The sequence below is a fragment of the Gardnerella sp. DNF01144 genome, from assembly GCF_049244245.1.
GTDB lineage: Bacteria > Actinomycetota > Actinomycetes > Actinomycetales > Bifidobacteriaceae > Bifidobacterium > Bifidobacterium piotii.
Genome location: NZ_CP058390.1, coordinates 347,238 through 368,536, shown reverse-complemented (window position 1 = coordinate 368,536; position 21,299 = coordinate 347,238). Strand labels below are relative to the sequence as shown.

Here is a 21,299-nt window from a genome sequence, read left to right as displayed (position 1 = left end):
ACTCTCAACATCCTATCAATTAATAGAAACTGTAGTTTCAGATGCAACGTGAATACGCAATGAGCATAGCTGAAAAGGACGTAATTCTATATTTAACTCATCATTATTCTTGTGCAAAGCTATAGGCATACCGTGCAACAATGGCATTTCCATAAGATCTACTTCTTCGATTGAGGCCGCACGCAAGATTTTGTTGAGTTTTATTTGCCCACTTGCGCAGCCACCACATGGCTCGTAAATACGCAAGATTATGTCTCCAGAACAATCGTCAGCTAGCTTAACCCAATCTAATGCAATTAGGCCTGAGTTTCTATGAATCGTAAACAGCGGATCTACATCTGGAAGCTTATCAATGATTGGCGAATTCAAAAGATTAGCCGCACTTAAAACTGAGTCCATATTTGCATCAGCAATAAATGACCAAGTAAATTCATGCTTACCTTGATCCGTATTTGGATCTGGGTAAAGAGGCGCAGAAAGCAAAGATAATCTGAGCATAGTTCCATAAGATGAAGAATAATCGCCAATAGGAGAAGCATCAGCGCCATAAGTAGACGAATTCGCAACAGCAACAGCATACGAGGAATCTTCTATGCGAACAAACCTATGCGTGCATGATTCAAATTTTGCATCGTCACTACGAGTATTTTTTACTATTGGACGTCCAACTAAACCATATTGACACTCATATTGCGCATTATTTGAACATATAGATGTTGGCATATCTACTTTCAAAAATTGCTCTTTAGCTTTCCAATCAACTTGCGCACGGAAATCAAGTCGTTTAACACATGGCTCTAAAATTATATTTGTTTTAATCTTTATATCTTTTTTACATGCCAAGATTTCAACAGACACACCGCCCGATAAAAGTTCTTTAACACAAACAATTGAAGAATCATCAATCTTACGATTCCTCATAAATGCATCTCGCTCAACATCCCACGCATCCCACTGAGATGGCTCATCTTTTAGTATCTCGTATTGCGCCATGCGATAACCAGATGGAATTAGCTCGCGATTAAATTTAATATCTTTAACAGAAGACACTGTGCCATCGCGTTCAATAGTCACACTTAAAACACTATTATTAAGAATTATTCCACCATCATTTTTGTGTTTTACAGTTGTTTTACTATTTTTACTGCTTTCATTGCATCGATACAAATTCCAAGCAACATCATTTTTACCTGTATAAGTCAATAACTTTACATTTTCACGCATATTAATCGCGCTGTTAGTGCCAATACTGCCAATAGTGCTATTAGTGCTGTTAGCTTTTACAATCGCATTAGCAATATCTGAAATAATCTTACGTAAACAAGAAATATCTCTAGCATATTCTTCTCTAGCTTGCCTATGAACCCATGCAATAGCAGAGCCTGGAAGAATATCGTGGAACTGGTTCAATAATAAAGTCTTCCAAATTCTAGTAAGCTCATTGTTATTAAAACGGTATTCTGGCGCATAAACTCGAACTAAAACAACAAGATATTCAGCTACGCGCAACAATGATTCCTCCATGCGGCAATAGCGCTTCATATCTTGCTGAGAAGTAAGAGTTTTTCTATGCAACTCTAGATAAAGCTCACCCTTAAACACTGGTGTATCACCATTTGAATCGTCAACAATATCTTTTCGTATTTTTTCAAACAACTCATCAGGAGTGCCGAAATCAACTCTAGGAGCACCCTCTAGATTACGATCGCGCCTAATACGAGCAGTCATTTCGCGAGTAGGCCCGCCACCGCCATCGCCAAAACCGTATAGCAATATTGCGTGATCAGATAAATCTTTATCCAAAAAATAGCGTTGAGAATAAACTAACTCATGCATGCTAACAGACGAAGCATAAGTATTAGATGGAGGAAAATGAGCCAAAATCCTAGAACCGTCTATTCCTTCCCAAAGGAAAGAATGATGCGGGAATTTAGTGGTATCATTCCAAGAAAGCTTTTGAGTTAAAAACCAATCAAAACCAGCGCGGCGAGCGATTTGAGGTAATGCTCCAGTATAGCCAAAACTGTCTGGAAGCCAAATGCCATGCGGATCGGCGCCAAGATGCTCCTTAAAATAGCGCTTACCAAAAGTCATTTGGCGAATTAAAGATTCACCACATGGCATCATTACATCAGACTCAACCCACATACCTCCAACGGGTATAAAACGTCCTTCCTTAATCCTATTTTTCATACGCTCAAACAAATCGGGATGCTCGTTTTCTAGCCACTCGTATTGTTGAGCAGAACTCATAGCATAAGTAAAATCAGGGTCCTCATCCATAAGAGCTAAAACGTTAGATATTGTGCGCGCAACCTTTCTGTGCGTTTCTCGCACAGGCCATTGCCAAGCAGAATCAATATGAGCATGACCAACAGCCGTATGCTTTATAGAGCTTGCTGCAGCAGGGCTACTTAATACATCAATCAACTCTTTACGAGCATTTTGAACAGTAGAAAAATCATGCTCATCATACGCGTTTAAGGATCGCTGTAAAGCTTTAGCTAGTTTCCAATAACGCGGATTATCATCACTTAATTCGCGCATCAAAGAACTTACAGTCTCAAGATCCATATAATAATCAAAAATATTGCGATTAAAAACGGTAACGTCAATATACTTCAACATATATTGGCATTCGGTTTTTCCAGTAGCACGCTCTCCTAAATCAGTAGGAGAAAATGGAGTAGATCCTTCAACAAATGGATTATCTGCAGCCTCCAAATATAAAGTAAAATTACCATTTTCATCAATACTAATAGAACGATTATTATGCTCATCAATCAACGGAACCCAATGATTACAAGGGTTTACAGCTTTTATAACTCTTCCGTCAACGTTATACACTAATCCTTCTGCCTGAAAACCAGGAAAAAGATTGCTAATCCAACCTAAATCAACATTTAGCTCAACTTTGCGCCCTTTTACCTTTGAAAAATCAATCGACCCTGTAACTTCAAACCACGTTGTACCCCAAGTTGTTCCCCAAACACATGGAGCATTAAATGAGCGAAACGCAATATCGTTTCTTTTTAACTTAGAGAAGAATTCGCCAGAAGAAATAGGTTCTCCAGCGATCTCATACGCTCGAATTTTACAATGCGATAAAACAGTATTTATATACGGATATAAGCGTTGTTGCATAACTCTTGTACAGCGACTTAACTGCTGCTCAGGTAATAAAAACATTGTTTCTACACTTCTTTCTTACACAACTACACATTTATACATAAATAACGTATCTCTGTATATAAAGACAAAACAAGTAATTGATAAATCTTATAGAATTTGTGATTGAAGATCTTTTCGAGCAGATTCTAATCTAGTAATCTGACCTAAAAGATTAAGCTTTTCACTCCCATCTTCTAACTTACTCATTCTAAGCTTAATAGCTCCGATTTTTCGCATAAAACCAACGTCTAAAAGCTTAATAAGCAGCTCGTTTGCATACTTTTGTTCTTCTTCGCTAGGAACACGCAAAAGACTGGATGGCCCGCCTTTAGTGCCTTCGCCACTATAATCGTAAGCAGCTAGCGAGTTAATAGAAGAAGCTCCACTTAAGCCCTTGCTTAAAGACAATGGAAGAGGCATTACGGAAAGCTCGTTAATAACGCCTTCTAACATAGGGCCTGCAGCCTTAGTAATAGTGTGCAACCAAAGACCTTGGCTAATATTTGTGCTAGGCAAGCCTCCAGAAGCAACAAATGCTTGGAAAAGAGTTCTAAAAACTGGCGTAATAAAATTATTCAAAGTAAGATGCGCAAAAAGTTGGCCGCTAAATGCTAAAGGAGATTGCATAAGAACAGCCATAAACTGCTGTTCGCACATAAACACGGAATCGTCAACCTTGTAATAGCTTTGATTCTTGTACGCACTTCTAAGCATGGCTGTTTTTACAGCAGCCTCATTCATGCTTTGAGAACGCTGATCAAATGCGCGAGAATCCGCATAAACGCTAGAAGAATAGCCTTTAGAATAAGCGTCATCGTCTACAACGTGCAATCGCCTTCTAGCGGACTCCACTTCCCTACGCATAACGTCTAAATCAACACCAATATTTCTAACAGCTTTTCTAGTGTACAAGTCAAGCAAAGACCTGTCTCGAATTTGCGCAACAAGAGGAGCAACCGCCTTAACAGCACCCATCTGCCCTGTAGTAAAAGACGTGTCAAACTTACGAATAACAGTGTCGATTACAAAATCGTAAAGAGGATTAGCGCGCGCAATCAAAGAACGAACAGCATCGTCGCCGCGCTGAATACGCAAATCGCAAGGGTCTAAATTATTATCTGCAACAGCAACAAAAGTCTGCGTTAAAAACGCTGAATCTAAGCCAAAAGCATGCAGAGCAGCTTTTTGACCTGCCGCGTCTCCATCAAAAGTAAAAACAATACGCGAACTAACTTTTTGACCTTCTACTTTTACAGGGCCAACAAGCTGAATCGCTCCCAAAGAATCGTCTGCAATAAGACGACGAATAATCTTCGCGTGCTCCGCACCAAAAGCCGTTCCGCAAGTTGCAACAGCAGTATCTACACCAGCTAAATGGCAAGCCATAACATCCGTATAGCCTTCCACAATCACAACTTGGCGCTTTTTAACAATATTCGACTTAGCAATGTCAATTCCATAAAGAACTTGCGTTTTTCGGTACAACACAGTGTCTGGAGTATTAATGTACTTTGCGCTAATAGAATCGTCGTCGTAAAGCTTTCTGGCACCAAAACCCAAAGTGCGTCCAGTAGAATCTCGAATAGGCCACGTTAATCGGCCGCGGAAGTAATCGTAAATTCCGCGCTGACCTTGGCGAGCCAATCCTGCATCCAATAATTCTTGACGAGTAAAACCCTTATTAGACAAATAGCGAACAAGATTATCCCATCCGTTAGGCGCGTATCCGCAACCAAAACGCTCGCATTGTGCTTGAGTAAAATTGCGCCCTGCAAGCAAGCTACGCGCTGGAGCCGCTTCTTTAGAGTTGATTTGAGATGCAAAGAAACGTTGAGCTTCCTCGTTTGCTTCTATAAGACGAGCGCGCTTGGAGCCAGCATGAGAATTATCTTTAGCATCTTGCGATTTATCATAATGCACTTCAATGTGGTAGCGATCCGCTAGCAGCTCTACTGCCTCGCGAAAATCAATGTTTTCTTTTTGCTCAACATACTTAAAAACATCGCCGCCAGCACCGCAACCAAAGCAATGCCAGACACCTAAGCTTGGACGAACGCTAAAACTAGGCGTTTTTTCATCGTGAAACGGGCAAAGCCCCACAAAAGTACCCGTTCCAGAAGGCTTAAGCGTAACAGTTGCAGATACAATATCGTACAAATCTGCAGCAGCGCGCACACGCTCAACGTCTTCTTTTACAATCATTCCAGCCATAATCTCTAGCTTATCGCAAGCCGAAGGCTATAGACACTCTATTCATAAAAGCGTAAAAGCGTTGATTTAGCACAAAGCAGCATGAAGAGCTGTAGCCGATCCATCTGTAAGACTTGCAACTTGATCAATCGCAACTCTTAAACGTTCGTCTTCGCTAGAGCACTTATTCCAATCGCTTATAAACACAGATTCCATAGCATCGTGCGCACGCGGAGATTTGCTCATAAAAACTTCAACCAAATCAGTTAGAATCTTTTGCTCACGCTTATAAAACTCGCGCTCCCTAGGCTGGATTATAAAATGCACAGCCAAACTTTTAAGAACGATTATCTCGTAAGATGTTTCTGGAGGAATCACAACATTTGCGCGATAGCGAATTAAAGCGCCGTTCCCATATTTTTCTCTAGTTGCTTTCTCAACAGAACTTGCAAACCTGCCGATTAAAGCACTAGTAATATTCTTTAAGTGAGCGAGAGACCTTCTAGAGCCGTCAAAAGAATCAGGGAACATGTTAAGAGCGCGCAAACGCTTAAAAGCTGCCAAAAGACTATCTGCATCCCACTGGCTGCCGTACCAATTATGAGCTTCTTGAACAACTTGATCTGCAACGCTTGAATCCCAAACAAGCTCCGTGTTAAAAGCTCCAGTCACAATCGCGTCTTCAATATCGTGAACACTGTACGCAATATCGTCGGAAAGATCCATAATTTGGCATTCTATAGGCTTCGATTCGCGCGGAGAGCCAGACTTTAGCCAATCAAAAACTTCCCTATCGTCTGGGTAAACGCAGAATTTTAAGTCACGCTCGCCTTTATCGTGCGCTTTTGCTTCATCAAAACCCCAAGGATATTTAACAGCAGCATCTAAGCTTGCACGCGTAAGATTTACGCCTGCACTAGCGCCATTTTCTCTAAAAACTTTAGGCTCTAAACGCGTTAAAAGTCTAAGAGTTTGAGCATTTCCTTCAAAACCACCAATATTGCTTGCGATTTGAGCAAGCGCGCGCTCGCCATTGTGACCAAAAGGAGGATGACCTAAGTCGTGAGCTAAGCAAGCGCAATCTACAACATCTGGATCTGCTCCAAGCATCGCAGCAATCTGGCGACCAATTTGCGCAACTTCCAACGTGTGCGTTAAACGTGTGCGAGCAAAATCGTCGGATCCAGCTACAAGCACTTGACTTTTAGCGCCAAGTCTTCTAAGCGCTGAAGAGTGGATTATTCTAGCTCTGTCTCGCTCAAACGGAGTGCGAGCGCGCGTGTGGTGAGGCTCGCTAGCCCAACGCTCTGTATCGTGCAAGCTGTATTCGCCAACAACTTCGTTATCGGAAGCAATCACATCGTTACACATTAAAAACCTCCTCCACTAATTAAAAGAAGCAAATCTAAAAGCGTAAATCTAAAAGCGTAAAGTCGCTAACTCAATAAGTCGCTAAAACCGTAAAAATTTAGATTAAGCTTTTTTCATCCAACATTTTTATGTCTTTTTTAGGCAAAACTTCGTAAGCATTCTTATACAATCGAAGAACTCTAGGACCAATCCCAGTCATAATCTCGTAGCTTATTGTTCCTGCAGCCGCCGCCCAATCGTCTGCCGTCGGCTCCGCATATTCTAAGCCTCTGCCTGGTCCAAAAAGCCTTACTGTATCTCCTTCTTTAACTCCAAGATCTTTAGCACTGCCTTTTAAGTCAACAATAAACTGATCCATGCAAACGCGCCCCGAAACATGCAAAATCCTAGCGCCGCTCTTGGTTTCCACGCGCACAGGGCCTCCAGGCTTATTAACATGACGAGAGCCTTGCATATCGAATCCGCTAGACGCGCGCAAAATGCCATCCGCATAGCCGAGTGGAACGATTGCTGTGCTTGTATTGTCTGGCGTTAAATACGTGCGCCCGTACGAAATTCCATGCCCTGCTTCTACAGATTTAACTGTTCCTAATTGCGCTTGTAAAGTCATAGCTGGACGCAAGTCGTAAGCTTGAGGCGCTCCCATAACAGGATCTGGCTCATATCCGTACAATCCAATTCCTGGTCGAACAAGCTCAAATCGTATCTCTGGCCTGTTAAGAGTTGCAGCTGTATTAGCTAAATGTCGGATTTTAGGCTCCAACCCAGCTTCGCGCATTCTTCGAGTAAAGTCGTGGAATTGCTCAATTTGCCTATCTGTAGATGCAACAAACTCTGGAACATCTGGGCAATCAGCAACAGCCAAGTGACTCCATTGCCCAATAACTTCGATTAATCCCTGGCTAGAATATTCACTAAGCTTTTCTAAAGCATCACTAAAGCCTGCAGGCGTAAAACCGTTTCTGCCAAATCCTGTATCTACCTTAACGTGTACGCGAGCGGTAGCTCCAACCAATTTAGCAGCGAGCGCAACAGCGTCAATTGAATCCAGCGAGCCAACAGAAATATCAATATCTGCGTTTATTAAATCTGCAAAAAGAGACGTTGGAGCGCTAGTAAGCCACGTAAGAATACGGCATCTACTTGAGTCAATTCCACATTTACGAAGTCGCAAAGCCTCGTAAGGTTGAGCTGTACCAAGCCAAGTTGCTCCCCCTGCAAGAGCTGCGAGCGCACTAGGAATAAGCCCGTGACCATACCCGTCTGCTTTAACAACTCCCATAACTGCTGGCGACTTTTGCCCAGGCTTCAAATCTTTAGAAACACGCTCAACAAGCGCTCGCATATTATCTCTTAGCGCTTTTAAATCAACGATTACCTGCCCCGGGTATGCGCTTAAGGCGCGAGCATAGTTTTCTTGCAAAATCGCTTGTATACTCGAATTTTTACACATATCTTGCGCCTTTACTTTTAGTTTTAATTTTACGTTTACTTTTATATCTACTATATATGCAAGTATTTTTTGACTTACATTTCAATACTGCTAATACTTCTAATACCGTATTACATGATTATGCGAGCGCAACCATTGATACGCGATTCTAGTTGCACTATGCGCGCGATCTGGAATTACAACAAGACCACACTTGCTAAAGCCTTCTCGCAAAATAACTTTTTGCATAATCAAGTTGTCGGGATGAGTGTCAATTCTAACATTAGAGTAGTTGCTCTTGGCCCATTTTAAACACTCTCTTGCCATTTTTGGCTTGACTCCCGAAGAGGCAAGTCTATGGATTGTAACGTATGGCAAAACGTCATCTAGCCACGCTCCGTCAATCTTTGCGTAGACTTCATCAGCCCCTTCGCACAGTGCAAATTGTGCCAAAATGCGCTCTTCTCCAAAGTCTGGGTCCGTGTCTACAAGAAGATTAAAACGGTTCAAACGAATATCTTCTATAACACTAGATGTTAGAGGAAAACGATCTCCCCATTGATGAGGATTGCCATTATTTGCCATAAATACTCTTGCTCTCTCATAAATATTTTCAATATCTTTTAGATCACTAAGAGTTGCTTTCCTCAATCTTATTTCACACATACACCCCCCTATGCTTAGAATATGGCGATTTTACAGTATCACACAATTAAACGCAACAAATCACACAATCTTGCGCTCAAAAGGATCGGAGCTAATACCCTTATCTAAAATATCTTTGCACCATTGACGCGCTCCAAATAAGCTATGATCGCGGTAGTTTCCGCAAGACTCAATAGTTGTAGCTGGAACATCTTCCCAAGTAGCTTTATACGCAATAAATTCAAGCGATTCCTTTAACGCGCGCGCAACATCTTCCGTGCTATGAGTGCCCCAAGTTAAAAGGTGGAATCCTGTACGGCAACCAAATGGAGAGCAATCAATGTAGCCTTCAATGCGCTGACGCAAAAGAACAGCAATTGTGTGCTCAATCGTATGCAAAGCGCCCGTAGGAATAGCCTCTTGATTAGGCTGAGTTAAGCGAATATCGTAGTTAGAAATAACATCTCCATTCGGGCCTTTTTGAGTGTCAATATAGCGAACGTATGGAGCTTTAACTTTAGTGTGGTCAAGCTCAAAGCTTTCTGGACGAGGTGTTGGCTGATTATTTTGATTTTCGCTCATTTTATCTTTCCTAACTTGTAATACATACGCAAATAACGATTACTAACAATATTAGACGCTATTCTTGCCAAACACACATAAACGCGAATCTAAAAATATTTTTTATTAGACTTGCAACACTTATTTGCTTACAAACTTTCAAGACTTACCAATACAGACTTACAAAGTAGCAGCATCAATAAGTTCGCGAGTGTAGCTATGTTTTGGATTATTTAAAATTTGACTTACAAGCCCAGATTCAACAACAACGCCATCTTTTAGAACAACAACGCTAGAAGCTAAATGTTGAATCATACCAAGATCGTGGCTAACGAATATGCACGCCATATTAGGGCGATTTGCGCGAATCACATTAAACGCATCTAAGATTCTTGTGCGCTCAGCAACATCGATTGCACTCATTGGCTCATCTGCAACCAAAACTCTAGGATTATTGATTAGCGCGCGCGCAATCGCAACGCATTGAGCTTGCCCGCCAGAAAGCTGGCAAGGGTATCTTTTGCCAAAAACACTAGGATCTAATCCAACTAAATTCAAAACATCATCTACTTTAGAATCAATAACATGTGAATCAACAGCATGTGAATCAACAGTATTTGAATCAGAACTCATGTTTTTACGCCATATTTCAAGCGGCTCAGCAACGCTTTTTCTAACTGTCCAACGTGGGTCTAAAGCTGCAAAAGGATGCTGAAACACAAGCGAACATTGTCTTCTCATATTTACGTAAGCAGAATCTTTCAAACTTGATTTTCTAGCATTTTCAACGGTTTCGACTAGCTTTCCGCAATATTCTATACTCCCCTGGCGTATTTCTTGCAATCCAAGCAAAGAACGAATCAAAGTTGTTTTACCACTTCCAGATCCGCCAATTAGTGCTAAAGATTCGCCAACTTTAAGATTAAAGTCAACACCTTTTAATGCTTCAACACGAGTCTTTGCACTTCCTAAAACAACATGAACGTTTTTAGCGTTAAAAATGCAATCATCTTTGGAAGAATCATTTTTATTACTAAGACTTAAATCATTCTTATCATCAAGACTTAGATCATTTTTATTACTAAGACTTAAATCATTTTTACTAAGACTTAAAGCGCGCGCTGCAAAAACAAGTTGCTTAGTAGAGTGAACCTTAGGATTTTCTAGCAATTCACCAACACGCGCACTATCGACTAATCTCCCAGAATCCAAAACATAGCAACGAGTAGCAGCGCTAGAAAGAACCGAAAAATCGTGAGTAACAAAAAGCATTGAAGCGCCCATATTATCAACTAAAGAAGTGAGCATATTCACAACATCTTTTTGCGTAACAGAATCAAGAGCAGTAGTCGGCTCGTCTGCAAGAATCAACTTAGGGCAAGTTATAAGCGCTGTAGCAATCCCAACTCGTTGCATTTGCCCACCCGAAAGCTCAAAAGTGCGCTTATTCAAAATATTCGCGCCTAAACCAACTTTTTCAAGCATAACTTTAACGCGATTTTGAATATCGTCTTCGTCTAAATTGTAGTGGAGCCTAAGAGGTAAGGCGATTTGCTCGCTAACACTCATAATAGGGTTAAGAGCACGATCCGCTTGCTGAAAAACAACGCCAACATACTTACCGCGAATGTTTGCAAGCGCAGAATCGTTAGCGCCAACAGTTTGGGCATTGCCAACATGGCAAGAGCCAGTGATTTTGCAATTAGACGGAACTAAGCCAATCGCAGCTCTTAAAAGCATTGATTTACCAGAGCCAGAAGATCCAACTAGCCCAACGCGCTCGCCATCTTTAACGTTAAGTGAAACATCACTTAAAATGCGCGAAGATCCAATGCTAAGCGATAATCCTTTTATATCAAGACTCATTCTTAGACTCCCTATTCGCTGGATTTGTAGCACTTCTTAAAACATCGCCAAAAAGATTAAGAGACAAAACTGTTAATGTAACAACAAGGCCAGGCCATAGAGCCGCAAGCGGATAAACGTGAATCAAAGTAACCGAAGTAGAAAGAACGCGACCCCAGCTCGGCACTCCCGAAGGAACACCAACACCTAAATAAGTCAATCCGCTTTCCGCTAAAATAACAGTTCCTGCAGAAAGCGAAAGCTGAACGGAAGCGATAGGCAAAATATTAGGAAAAACATGCTTTAGCAAAACGTAACTTCTGCTAGCACCATTAGAAACAGCGCAATCAACATAATTAGACTTAAGAACAAGAACAGCACTTGGTCGCAAAATACGAGCAAGATTTAAGCCATATCCAAATCCGCATGCAAGCATGATTACAAGAACGGATGCTCCAAGAGGTACAGCAAGCATAAGCGCAATCAAAACTGTTGGAATAGAAATTAAAGCGTCTACTGCCATAATGCTTACGGAACGAATTTTTTGAACGCGGCAAATCGTAAAGCTTAAAATCACAAACCCAACAACGCTTGCAATCGCAACTGTTGAAATAACAAGCAAAATCTCTACTCTAGAACCAGCCATAAGCCAGCTAAGCATATCTGCACCCGTTCCATCTGTGCCAAGCCAATGCTTTAGAGAAGGCTTTTGCCATACCTCGTACCCGTTTGTTTCTAGAAGAGAGTAGGGCGTCCACACAAAAGAAAGCGCAGCTACAAAAATCCACAAGCACAAAATAATGCAAACGAATTTTCCAATAACTCCGCGCCAAATGCGTCTTAAAAACTTAATCATTGCTTGAATCACTCCCCACTTGAATCACAGCTCGAATCATTCACTACTCGAATCTTGGCTAAGCCTTGAATCCAACAAACGATGCAACACGTCAATCGCAAACCCAACAAGCAAGAACAATGCAGAAAGCATAAAAAGATTGCCTTGAACAGATATAAGATCTCGCAAACCAACATCGCGCACAAGACCCATACCCATTCCAGGAAGCGAAAACAGATTTTCAATAACCATTACGCCCATAATCATGTGCGCAAAAGTCAAGCCGATTACAGACACAAGCTGCGGCAACGCTAATCGCAAGCCAACTCGCCAAATCATTTGCTTTTTAGTCATTCCACAAGCCATAGCTTGCAAAGCAATGTCGCTATTAGAAATCTGCTCTAATGATGCTGCAATGTAACGCATAAAGCCAGATCCAACAATAATGCCAACTGTTAGCGATGGAAGAATCAAAGACAAAAATGCGCTAGAAAAATCACTCCAACCGTCTGTTGGAAAACCTTGAGTAGGAAAAATCTCAACTAAGCCAATGCCCCTGCCAAAAATCATGATTAAAATCATTCCACCCCAAAGAGCAGGAACAGAGCCGCCTGCAATAGCGCAAAATCTTAAAAAGACTTGCAAAGACTTGCCAGAATGCAAAACTTGCAAACATCCAAGCGGAATACCAATTGCGAGCGCAATTAAAAGCCCTAGAAAAATAAGCGGAAAAGTTATGCTAGCACGCATAGCAATAGTGGACGCAACGGAGCGACCAGTGAGCATTGATATGCCGAAGTCGCCCCTAAAAACGCCAAAAATCCACTCTAAATATTGAATGAAAAGGGGCTTGTTTAATCCTAAATCGCGTCTTAATTGCTCAACTTTTCCATCTGGCGCATTTAAGCCAGCCATAACTTGAGCAACGTCTCCAGGTAAAACTCTAAGAGCAAGAAATACGATTGCAGAAATAAATAGCAGCGCTACAAAGAACAACGCGATGCGTCGAAGAATCATGCGCTTCATACAAACCCCTTACTTAATCTATCGTTTTCCCGCATTTGTTCCCTTTTTTACTTAACTGGTAAACAAACTCGTGAAAGTTTGCCCGCTTTTGTTTACTAAATGAGCTAAAACGTAAACAAAAGCAAGAAAAAGAAACAAACGCGGGAGAATTTAGACCAAATCACTTAAGTCGCAAGTTGTATAGCGGCAAAAGAACCTGATTAATGTCAAAAGGCATGCCTTCAAGGTTCTTTACCTTAGCTGTAACAACTTTGTAATTAAGCAACCAATCTGCAGGAGCATCTTGGCTAACGATTCGCGCAGCTTTAGCAAGAAGCTTATTAGACTCCTTAATATTCGCGCAAAGCATTGCCTTAGCATACAAATCCTGAACCTGCTTATTGTTGTAACCGTAGTAATACTTAGGATCTGCCCACTGGCCAAAATCATGGCTTTCATTGTGATCTACCATAGACAAATCGTAGTTTTTATTTGTATAAACGTCGTGAAGCCAAGTAGTAAATTCAACAACGTTTACTTTTAGATCAATGCCAATTTGCTTTAATTGAGACATCAATTGCTCACCAAGTTGCGTTCCATAAATATTCGGGTAAGTAAGCGAAAGATGCAAAGGATTCGACTCGCTAAAACCAGCTTCCTTCATTAACGACTTAGCGCGCTTAACATTATGCGCGTAAATCTTAGTTAAATCCTCATATCCTGGGTCCAAAGAAGGAATTGGTCCGCCAAGCAAAGCATCCGTACCTCCGCGCGAAGCAATAATTTGCTTATGGTCAATCGCATAGCGAATCGCTTGACGCACGCGCTTATCTTTAGTGCGCTCACCATTCATATTCATAGCAAGCACAAATTTATCGGTAGTGTTTCCAGCTTTAACAACATAGCGTTTTGAATCCGCCTTAAAAGGCTTAGCAAGCTGGCCAGAAATAGGCGCCAAAGCTTGAACAGATCCCGAAGAAAGCGCATTTACAGCAGCAACATCGTCTACAAAATAGCGAACAACAACTTTTTGAGTTTTTGCCTTATTAACGCCCTTATAGCGCGGATTTGCTTTTAACACAACTCGGTCGTTTGGCACAAACTTTTCTACCAAATATGGACCAGATCCAACTGCTTGAGTTTTAGCGTCATAATTCGCAAGCTTATCGAAAACTAAGCCAGCTCTAGAGCACAATGCCCACAAAAGCTTTGCATTTGGCTCTTTAAGCTTGATTTCAAACGTGTAATCATCTTTAGCTTTAGCGGATTCAACTTTTCCAACCATGTTTGATCCGCGATACTTCTTAGCAACAAGCTCGTTAAAAGACCACTCAGCGTCTTTTGCAGTAAGCTTATTCCCATTAGAAAAAACAACGCCTTTACGCATGTGGAAAGTGTACTTTAAGCCATCTTTGCTTATTTTCCAACTTTTTGCAAGGGATGGAACAACCTGATTTTTAGTATTTCTAGCTACAAGACCTTCATACACGTTTCCAATTAACAATTGCTCCAATGATGAGCCAGATTGATTACGAATATCGAGATTTGTAGGAGCAAGTTTTAATCCGATTGACACAGTTTTATTTGAAACTTGCGCAGAAGATGTTTGACTTGCAGGATTTTTTTGTGGACCTGTAAGCGTTGCAACAATCGCGCTAACTACTGCGATTACTACGATTGCTACAGAAACAAGCCAGAATTTTCCCAAACCACGCTTATTGGTTTTATACGCACTTTTAGACGCAGCGTTAAGCGAAGCATCTGTACTAAAGCCAGCTTGCGATTCTTGGCGCTCTTGCGCGTTTTCTTGCCCATAGAATTTATCGGTCGCATCTTTAGAGTATGCGCCATCTTTGGGTTCTTTGTTATCCATTCAACAAACCTTTCTGGATTGAATTAGATACATTTATTTAATTGTTGTTTATGTTGTTATTTAATTGTTTAAGCTCGTTGCTTTGTCTAATTGCAACACTTGCAACACAAAGTCAACGGCGTATATAATCGTAGCTTGCTAGCAAGTCAATCAAAACTAGAGCGAGTCTAAAAACTTGGTTATAAATCATTAATAAGTAATTGATATTTATACGTTTTTACAAAAATTTGACATCATTGTGTAAAAAATTTAACACTATTCTATAAAAATTTGACGTTATTCTAATCACATATCCTATGAATGTGGTTAAATGCCATCAGACGTAAACTTGCAAACGTGCGCAAAAAACAATACGATAGCTTGCATATTTGCAAAAATGTATAACAGACGCATAAAGATGTTACACACAGCATGCATGCAAAATGCACCAATAAAACGCCAATAAAAAGCGAGGAATAATGGCAGAAAACTTGAATACTACAGTAACAGTAAACGAATCCTCAGATCCGCAAAATAACGGCAGCCAAGACCGCACTGCTCTAAATCGCCAGCTTGCACAAATGCTTAAGGGCGGCGTGATTATGGACGTTACTACTCCAGAGCAGGCACGAATTGCTGAAGATTCTGGAGCTTGCGCTGTAATGGCGTTGGAACGCATTCCTGCCGATATTCGCGCAGCTGGTGGCGTATCTAGAATGAGCGACCCAGCTATGATTCACGGAATCCAAGAGGCTGTGTCTATTCCTGTTATGGCAAAATGCCGCATTGGTCACTTTGTAGAAGCGCAAGTACTTGAGGCTATTGAGATCGATTACATTGACGAAAGCGAAGTGCTTAGCCCAGCAGACGACGTGTACCACATTAACAAGCGCGATTTTGCAGTTCCATTTGTTTGCGGAGCTAAGGATTTGGGCGAAGCTTTGCGAAGGATTAACGAGGGTGCTTCCATGATTCGCACTAAGGGCGAGCCTGGAACTGGAGATGTGATTCAGGCAGTGCGCCACATGCGCATGATGAATTCCGCAATACGCAAGCTTACAAGCATGCGCGAGGATGAGCTTTTTGAAGAAGCTAAGACATTGCGCGTGCCTTTCGATCTCGTAAAGTACGTTGCACAAAACGGCAAGCTTCCTGTTGTAAACTTTGCAGCCGGCGGTGTTGCTACCCCTGCAGACGCTGCTTTAATGATGCAGCTTGGCGCAGAAGGCGTGTTCGTTGGATCTGGCATCTTTAAGTCTGGAGACCCAGCAAAGCGCGCTGCTGCAATCGTTAAGGCTGTTACTAATTACAAAGACGCTAAGATGATTGCTAAGCTTTCCGAGAATTTGGGCGAAGCTATGGTTGGCATTAACGAGCAGGAAATCAAGCTTTTAATGGCTAATCGCGGCGAGTGATTTAAGCGAGTGATTGAGGCGAATTATTTTGGCAAACTCACCTATCAACACAAATAATTGCGCGCACACTGTAGCCGTTCTAGCTGTTCAAGGAGCTTTTCTTGAGCATCGTTTAATGCTAGAAAAGCTTGGCGCGCGCGTTATTGAGCTTCGTCAAGCGCGAGATTTGGAGCAATCTTTTGACCGCCTTGTTTTGCCTGGCGGCGAAAGCACTGTGCAAACTAAACTTCTTAAAGAGCAAAATATGCTTGAGCCTTTGCGCGAGAGAATTGCAAGCGGAATGCCAGTTCTTGGCACTTGTGCAGGATTGATTTTACTTGCAAAAAACGTGGAAGGTAACGAAGTTAGTGGATTTGGCACTCTAGACGTTACTGTTAAGCGAAACGCTTACGGCCGCCAGCTTGGAAGCTTCCATTGCGAATCGGATTTTGGCAGTCTTGAAGCTGTTCCAATGACGTTTATTCGCGCGCCTTATATTGCGCAAGTCGGCTCAAATGCCGAGACTCTTGCAACAGTAGATGGCAACGTTGTAGCTGCTCGCCAGGGAAATCAAATCGGAACAGCTTTCCACCCAGAGCTTGACGAAGACACTAGAATCCATCAGCTTTTCTTAGATTTGTAGTTGGATTTGCAAATATCTTAAGCTTGTAAATAAAAGTGGCACTTAAATCACTTGATTAAGTGCCACTTTTATTGATTAAATCGCCAGCAAAAATCGCTATTTTGCTTCAAAAATCGCGTATCCAAAAGCTCCAAGAGAGTGATTTTGAGCATCATAATTGTAGCTAATAATCGGTTTACAATCTGGCAAGCCACTAAACGAATCGTTAGACTCATTAAACGCATTTAAAGCCACTACAACACGCTTAGAGTCGGTTTCTCGCGCAAACACAAATTTTCCGCGCTCATCATAGTCAAGAACTCTAAAATTGCCATGACTAAAGCAATCGTTACTTTTACGCAAGTTTATAAGTTCGCGGAACAAGTCGCGATTATCCTTTACAGGATTTACCCAAGGCATAGCCGCGCGGTAATCACACTCTTCAAAACCAACTACGCCAAGCTCGTCCCCGTAGAACACGCTTGGAGTTCCAACAGACGTAAGCAAACAAAGCTCAGCCAAACGGAATCGCTTATCTTGCTCGCAAGAATCGCCAGAATCCGCGGAATTTTGCGCACACAAGCTCCTAAAGCGACTAACGTCATGACTATCAAGCAAATTCAATTGACCTTGAACAATCGGGAATGGGTATCTTAAAAGCATATCCACAAATCGACTATTAAACTCGCGCGCATTAATCTTACCAAAAGCAAAGAAATCGCGGCAAACTTTGCGGAATTCGTAGTTCATAGTGGAGTCAAACATATCTCCTTGCAGCCAACGCTCAGAATTCTCCCAAATCTCCGCAATTAGCACACTATCTTTTTTAGTCTTTTTAGCAACAGCGCGGAAGGCACGCCAAAAGTCTTTATCAACCTCATTAGCAACGTCTAAACGCCAACCGTCAACATCAAAATCTTCAAGCCAATAGCGACAAACGTCCATAAAATAGTCGCGAACTTTTGGATTAGAAGTATTAAGCTTTGGCATTTTACGCTCATACGCAAAACACGTATAGCTTGGGCGCTCGCCATCTTCGGGGCGCACAACAGGGAACTTTAATCCATAGAACCAATCCTTGTATTGCGAATTTTCGCCATTTTTAACAACATCGTCAAACGCGAAGAAATACCAACTAGAATGATTAAAAACGCCGTCAATAATTATGTGCATGCCGCGATTATGAACCTCGCTAACAAGCTCCCTAAAATCGTCGTCCGTTCCTAAATTAGGGCAAACATGGTAGTAGTCAAGAAGATCGTAACGATGGTACTCTGCAGCTGTAAAAATAGGATTTAAGTACAAGCAATTAAAGCCCAAATCTTCTATATAATCAAGGTTTTCGATTATGCCTCTAATTGTTCCGCCCAAACGAGTGTGTAAAGTTTGGCCAGTTTTTTCATCAAAATAATCTTTTGCAATGCAACTTATGCCGCGTTTAGAATCTGCAAAACTATCTGGGAAAATGTTGTAAACAACAGCCTCTTTAAGCCAATGTGGAACGTCGCTAATCTCTTCGCGGCGAATAAATGGGAACTGGTAGACTTCTGTACGATCTTCTGGAAAATCAGCTGCAATAGTATCGGCATACAAATACAAGTGCTCATCCGCATCTTGCATCTCAAAGTAATAACAAACTCTATCTAAATCGCTGCTTATATTCGCTTCATAGTAGTCAAAGTAATCGTCGCTTGCAATCTTTTCCATTTTCAGCGTGCAAAACTTGTCTAACGGAGTTAAATCAACGCGATTCCCGTAGTGCAAAACGCATGAACAAAGATTATTCTTTGCTGCACGCAAGCGAATTGTTAAGCAATATTCTGCCGTAGAATACGCGTATTGTGAAAGTGGCCTATGCAATATTGCTTGACGATTTATCATTTACAATTCCTTTCTAGCCTCGCTGCCATTGTTTTCGACTTTATCACCTACTGTGCCACACCGCCACACTTTTATGTGATTTCCTAAAACAGCAAGCACAAACAATCAAATTGCACGCAACGACTTAGCATTAATGTAGTATTGCTCTAAAGATGCGCATACTTAAGTTTGGCAACACACAAACACAACGGAGGCGAATATGCTTTTAGCAGTAGACATTGGCAACACGAATATTGTGCTTGGATTCTTAGATAACGGCAAGATTGTTGGCACATATAGAATGACTACAAAAGCAAATCACACTTCCGACGAATACGGCATTATGATTACGCAATTCCTTAATTTAAGCGGTTTTAGCGTAAACGATGTTGAAGATGTTATTGTTGCTTCTGTTGTTCCAAAAGTTATGCACTCGTTCCGCGCAAGCATTGTTAAGTTTTTGCAAATCGACCCTATGATTGTAGGTCCTGGAGTAAAAACTGGCGTAAATATTAGGATTGACGAGCCTCGCTCTTTGGGCGCAGACTGCTTAGCAGATTGTGTTGGCGCGTTTTACGAATATGGCGGCCCAGCATTGGTAATTGATTTTGGCACAGCTACAACTTATAACTACGTTGATAAAAGCGGAGCAATTACTTGCGGACTTATTTGCACGGGAATCAGCTCGGCTGCGGCAGCTCTATGGGATAATACTGCTCAGCTTCCAGAAGTTGAGATTTCGCGCCCTAAATCCATTCTTGCAAAATCAACTCGTCCTGCTATGCAAGCTGGCCTCTACTACAGCTTCCTCGGGGGCATTGAGCGCACAATTGAGCAATTCAAAATAGAGATAAATGAGCCGTTTAAGGTTGTTGCTACAGGAGGCTTGGGGCGACTTTTTGAAAAAGACGTTGATTCGATTGATCACTACGATCCAAATTTGATTTTTAAGGGAATGTACGAGATTTATAGAAGAACAATCGGTTGCTAGCGACTTTTCCTTTGGGGTACAAACCTAAAGCGCATAAGTATTAGCTAACACTCTTAGCTCGCACTTATAGCGCACAACATCTTATCGCACAACAAAACCTTGATTATACCCGTATTCTTTTAAGTCTTTTTTCCAAAGCGCGATTCCGTCTTTAAGACGAATTTTAGGGCCAGGGTCGTCTGGAAGAACAAAATCTTTTCCGTCATCTTGCTTAATTCCAGCGTCAATCATAGCTTTAGTATTTAATCGCGCTTTTGACTTTCGATTCCAATCATAAGCTAAGCCAACTGTGGAGCGAAAATCACTACGCGAATATACTTCAAATGGCAAATACTTGTACCCCGTATACACATGTTGTGCTGCATCCGCAAAAACTCTATTAAAGTGTTGCCCGCCAAAGTATGGCACTTTAATTCCTCTAGAATCCAAAACAGTAGTCTTATTCAAAAATGCGCTATCTCTAAGAGTTACAACGTCTGCTGGGAATGCTCCCGAACTAACGCGTTCTTTGATGCCTTGTTGATTGTGGCAAACAAAATCAACAAAACGCATTGCAGCTTCTGGCTTCCTGCTAGATTGCAATACACTTAGCGCAGATCCGCCCATTTGCGCATTATGATTTTTGCCATCCATTGTTGGAACTCTTGCAACACGCCACAGCCCTGCTCCGCCTGGAATATCGTGCATTAAAAGCGAAGTCATCCATGCTCCAGCAAAAACGGAAGCAACATTTCCAGAACCAACAGCGCTCTTCCAAGATGGAGTCCACGTTGTAAGCCTTGTGTCCACTAAGTCTTCGTCAATCATTAATTGCCAAAATTTTGTAAAGTCTTTTGTTCCTTTATCTTTGCTTAAGCGAACAGTAACAGTTTTTCCGTCGTGCGAGGTTATAAACGGATGCCCGCCAGAAAGCCAAATCATAGCGTTGTAAAAGCTAGCATCTCCAGAATCCGCAGCAATATAAACACCAATATTTTTTAGCTTTCTTGCTGCGTGAATGTAGTCTTTCCAAGTGTGAATTTGCGTAGCATCCACGCCTGCTTGGCTAAACACATCTTGATTATAAAACCACGCTAAAGGCCCTGAATCCATTGGTAAACCGTATATTCGGCCTCCTAATTGCACAGAAGACCATGATCCTTGCGTGTAAAATGTTTGAGTTCCCTGTACCCTATCTGTAATGTCTAGAAGCTGACCGCTAACAGCGTATTGTGGCAAAGCATAGTACTCAAGCTGAGCAACATCTGGCATGCCATAGCCATCTTGAATAGCGCTATTAAGATTGCTATACCCACTTGTGTCTTTAACACTAACGCGAATATCTGGATTTTGCTTCTCAAAATCTGCAGCAATCCGCTTCATGCTTGGCTCCCAAGACCACACCGTGATTTTAGTTCTAGAATCAACAGATCCGCATGACGCACAAAAAACAACAGCAAAAACGCATAAAACAGCAGTTATTATGCGCCTAACAAAATAGTCAGCAATCTGCTTGCGATTTTTGTGCGGTCTTCTTGCACTCATA

At 41.6% G+C, this 21,299-nt stretch carries 15 protein-coding genes; 3 read left to right on the top strand and 12 right to left on the bottom strand.

What is annotated here, in order from left to right:
* Nucleotides 1-15 precede the first annotated feature (15 nt).
* The 10 genes from HXT36_RS01410 to HXT36_RS01365 all read right to left on the bottom strand — a co-directional run bounded on the left by HXT36_RS01410 (nt 16) and on the right by HXT36_RS01365 (nt 14,928).
* Nucleotides 16-3,189, bottom strand: coding sequence for an alpha-mannosidase (locus HXT36_RS01410; RefSeq protein WP_421778988.1), 3,174 nt, complete (start codon nt 3,187-3,189; stop codon nt 16-18).
* Nucleotides 3,190-3,279: 90 nt separating this feature from the next.
* The gene (dnaG, locus tag HXT36_RS01405; protein ID WP_421778986.1) at nt 3,280-5,382 is read right to left on the bottom strand and encodes a DNA primase; all 2,103 of its coding nucleotides are present in this window, start codon (nt 5,380-5,382) and stop codon (nt 3,280-3,282) included.
* A gap of 66 nt (nt 5,383-5,448) precedes the next feature.
* Nucleotides 5,449-6,732: a deoxyguanosinetriphosphate triphosphohydrolase gene (locus HXT36_RS01400; protein ID WP_016786273.1), complete on the bottom strand. Its 1,284-nt coding sequence runs from the start codon at nt 6,730-6,732 to the stop codon at nt 5,449-5,451.
* Nucleotides 6,733-6,829: 97 nt separating this feature from the next.
* Nucleotides 6,830-8,185 (bottom strand): alanine racemase, encoded by a 1,356-nt coding sequence (gene alr, locus HXT36_RS01395; protein ID WP_421778984.1) that lies wholly within the window; start codon nt 8,183-8,185, stop codon nt 6,830-6,832.
* A 99-nt stretch (nt 8,186-8,284) separates the two neighbouring features.
* Nucleotides 8,285-8,830, bottom strand: coding sequence for a hypothetical protein (locus HXT36_RS01390; RefSeq protein WP_016838023.1), 546 nt, complete (start codon nt 8,828-8,830; stop codon nt 8,285-8,287).
* A 60-nt stretch (nt 8,831-8,890) separates the two neighbouring features.
* Nucleotides 8,891-9,391, bottom strand: a complete 501-nt coding sequence (locus HXT36_RS01385; protein ID WP_004113527.1) for an S-ribosylhomocysteine lyase — start codon at nt 9,389-9,391, stop codon at nt 8,891-8,893.
* A 159-nt stretch (nt 9,392-9,550) separates the two neighbouring features.
* On the bottom strand, nt 9,551-11,236 hold the full coding sequence (locus HXT36_RS01380) for an ABC transporter ATP-binding protein (RefSeq protein WP_421778981.1): 1,686 nt from the start codon (nt 11,234-11,236) through the stop codon (nt 9,551-9,553).
* Nucleotides 11,226-12,071 (bottom strand): ABC transporter permease, encoded by an 846-nt coding sequence (locus HXT36_RS01375; RefSeq protein ID WP_032819335.1) that lies wholly within the window; start codon nt 12,069-12,071, stop codon nt 11,226-11,228. The genes HXT36_RS01380 and HXT36_RS01375 overlap by 11 nt, the downstream gene beginning before the upstream one ends.
* Nucleotides 12,072-12,107: 36 nt before the next feature.
* The gene (locus tag HXT36_RS01370) at nt 12,108-13,076 is read right to left on the bottom strand and encodes an ABC transporter permease (RefSeq protein ID WP_421778979.1); all 969 of its coding nucleotides are present in this window, start codon (nt 13,074-13,076) and stop codon (nt 12,108-12,110) included.
* A gap of 160 nt (nt 13,077-13,236) precedes the next feature.
* Nucleotides 13,237-14,928, bottom strand: coding sequence for an ABC transporter substrate-binding protein (locus HXT36_RS01365; RefSeq protein WP_421778977.1), 1,692 nt, complete (start codon nt 14,926-14,928; stop codon nt 13,237-13,239).
* Nucleotides 14,929-15,386: 458 nt separating this feature from the next.
* Between HXT36_RS01365 and pdxS the strand changes: the two genes are divergently transcribed.
* Both pdxS and pdxT read left to right on the top strand, forming a co-directional pair.
* The gene (gene pdxS, locus HXT36_RS01360) at nt 15,387-16,322 is read left to right on the top strand and encodes a pyridoxal 5'-phosphate synthase lyase subunit PdxS (protein WP_004113518.1); all 936 of its coding nucleotides are present in this window, start codon (nt 15,387-15,389) and stop codon (nt 16,320-16,322) included.
* A gap of 22 nt (nt 16,323-16,344) precedes the next feature.
* Nucleotides 16,345-16,944 (top strand): pyridoxal 5'-phosphate synthase glutaminase subunit PdxT, encoded by a 600-nt coding sequence (pdxT, locus tag HXT36_RS01355; RefSeq protein WP_421779222.1) that lies wholly within the window; start codon nt 16,345-16,347, stop codon nt 16,942-16,944.
* Between the two features lie 96 nt (nt 16,945-17,040).
* On the opposite strand, the gene HXT36_RS01350 is transcribed toward pdxT, so the two are convergent.
* Nucleotides 17,041-18,804 carry a glycoside hydrolase family 13 protein gene (locus HXT36_RS01350; RefSeq protein WP_421778975.1) on the bottom strand — a complete coding sequence of 588 codons (1,764 nt, stop codon included), beginning with the start codon at nt 18,802-18,804 and terminating at the stop codon, nt 17,041-17,043.
* A 199-nt stretch (nt 18,805-19,003) separates the two neighbouring features.
* Between HXT36_RS01350 and HXT36_RS01345 the strand changes: the two genes are divergently transcribed.
* A complete protein-coding gene (locus HXT36_RS01345; RefSeq protein WP_016786294.1) occupies nt 19,004-19,774 on the top strand; it encodes a type III pantothenate kinase in 771 nt (256 codons plus the stop codon).
* Between the two features lie 81 nt (nt 19,775-19,855).
* On the opposite strand, the gene HXT36_RS01340 is transcribed toward HXT36_RS01345, so the two are convergent.
* Nucleotides 19,856-21,298: an ABC transporter substrate-binding protein gene (locus HXT36_RS01340; RefSeq protein WP_421778973.1), complete on the bottom strand. Its 1,443-nt coding sequence runs from the start codon at nt 21,296-21,298 to the stop codon at nt 19,856-19,858.
* Nucleotide 21,299: the final 1 nt, after the last annotated feature.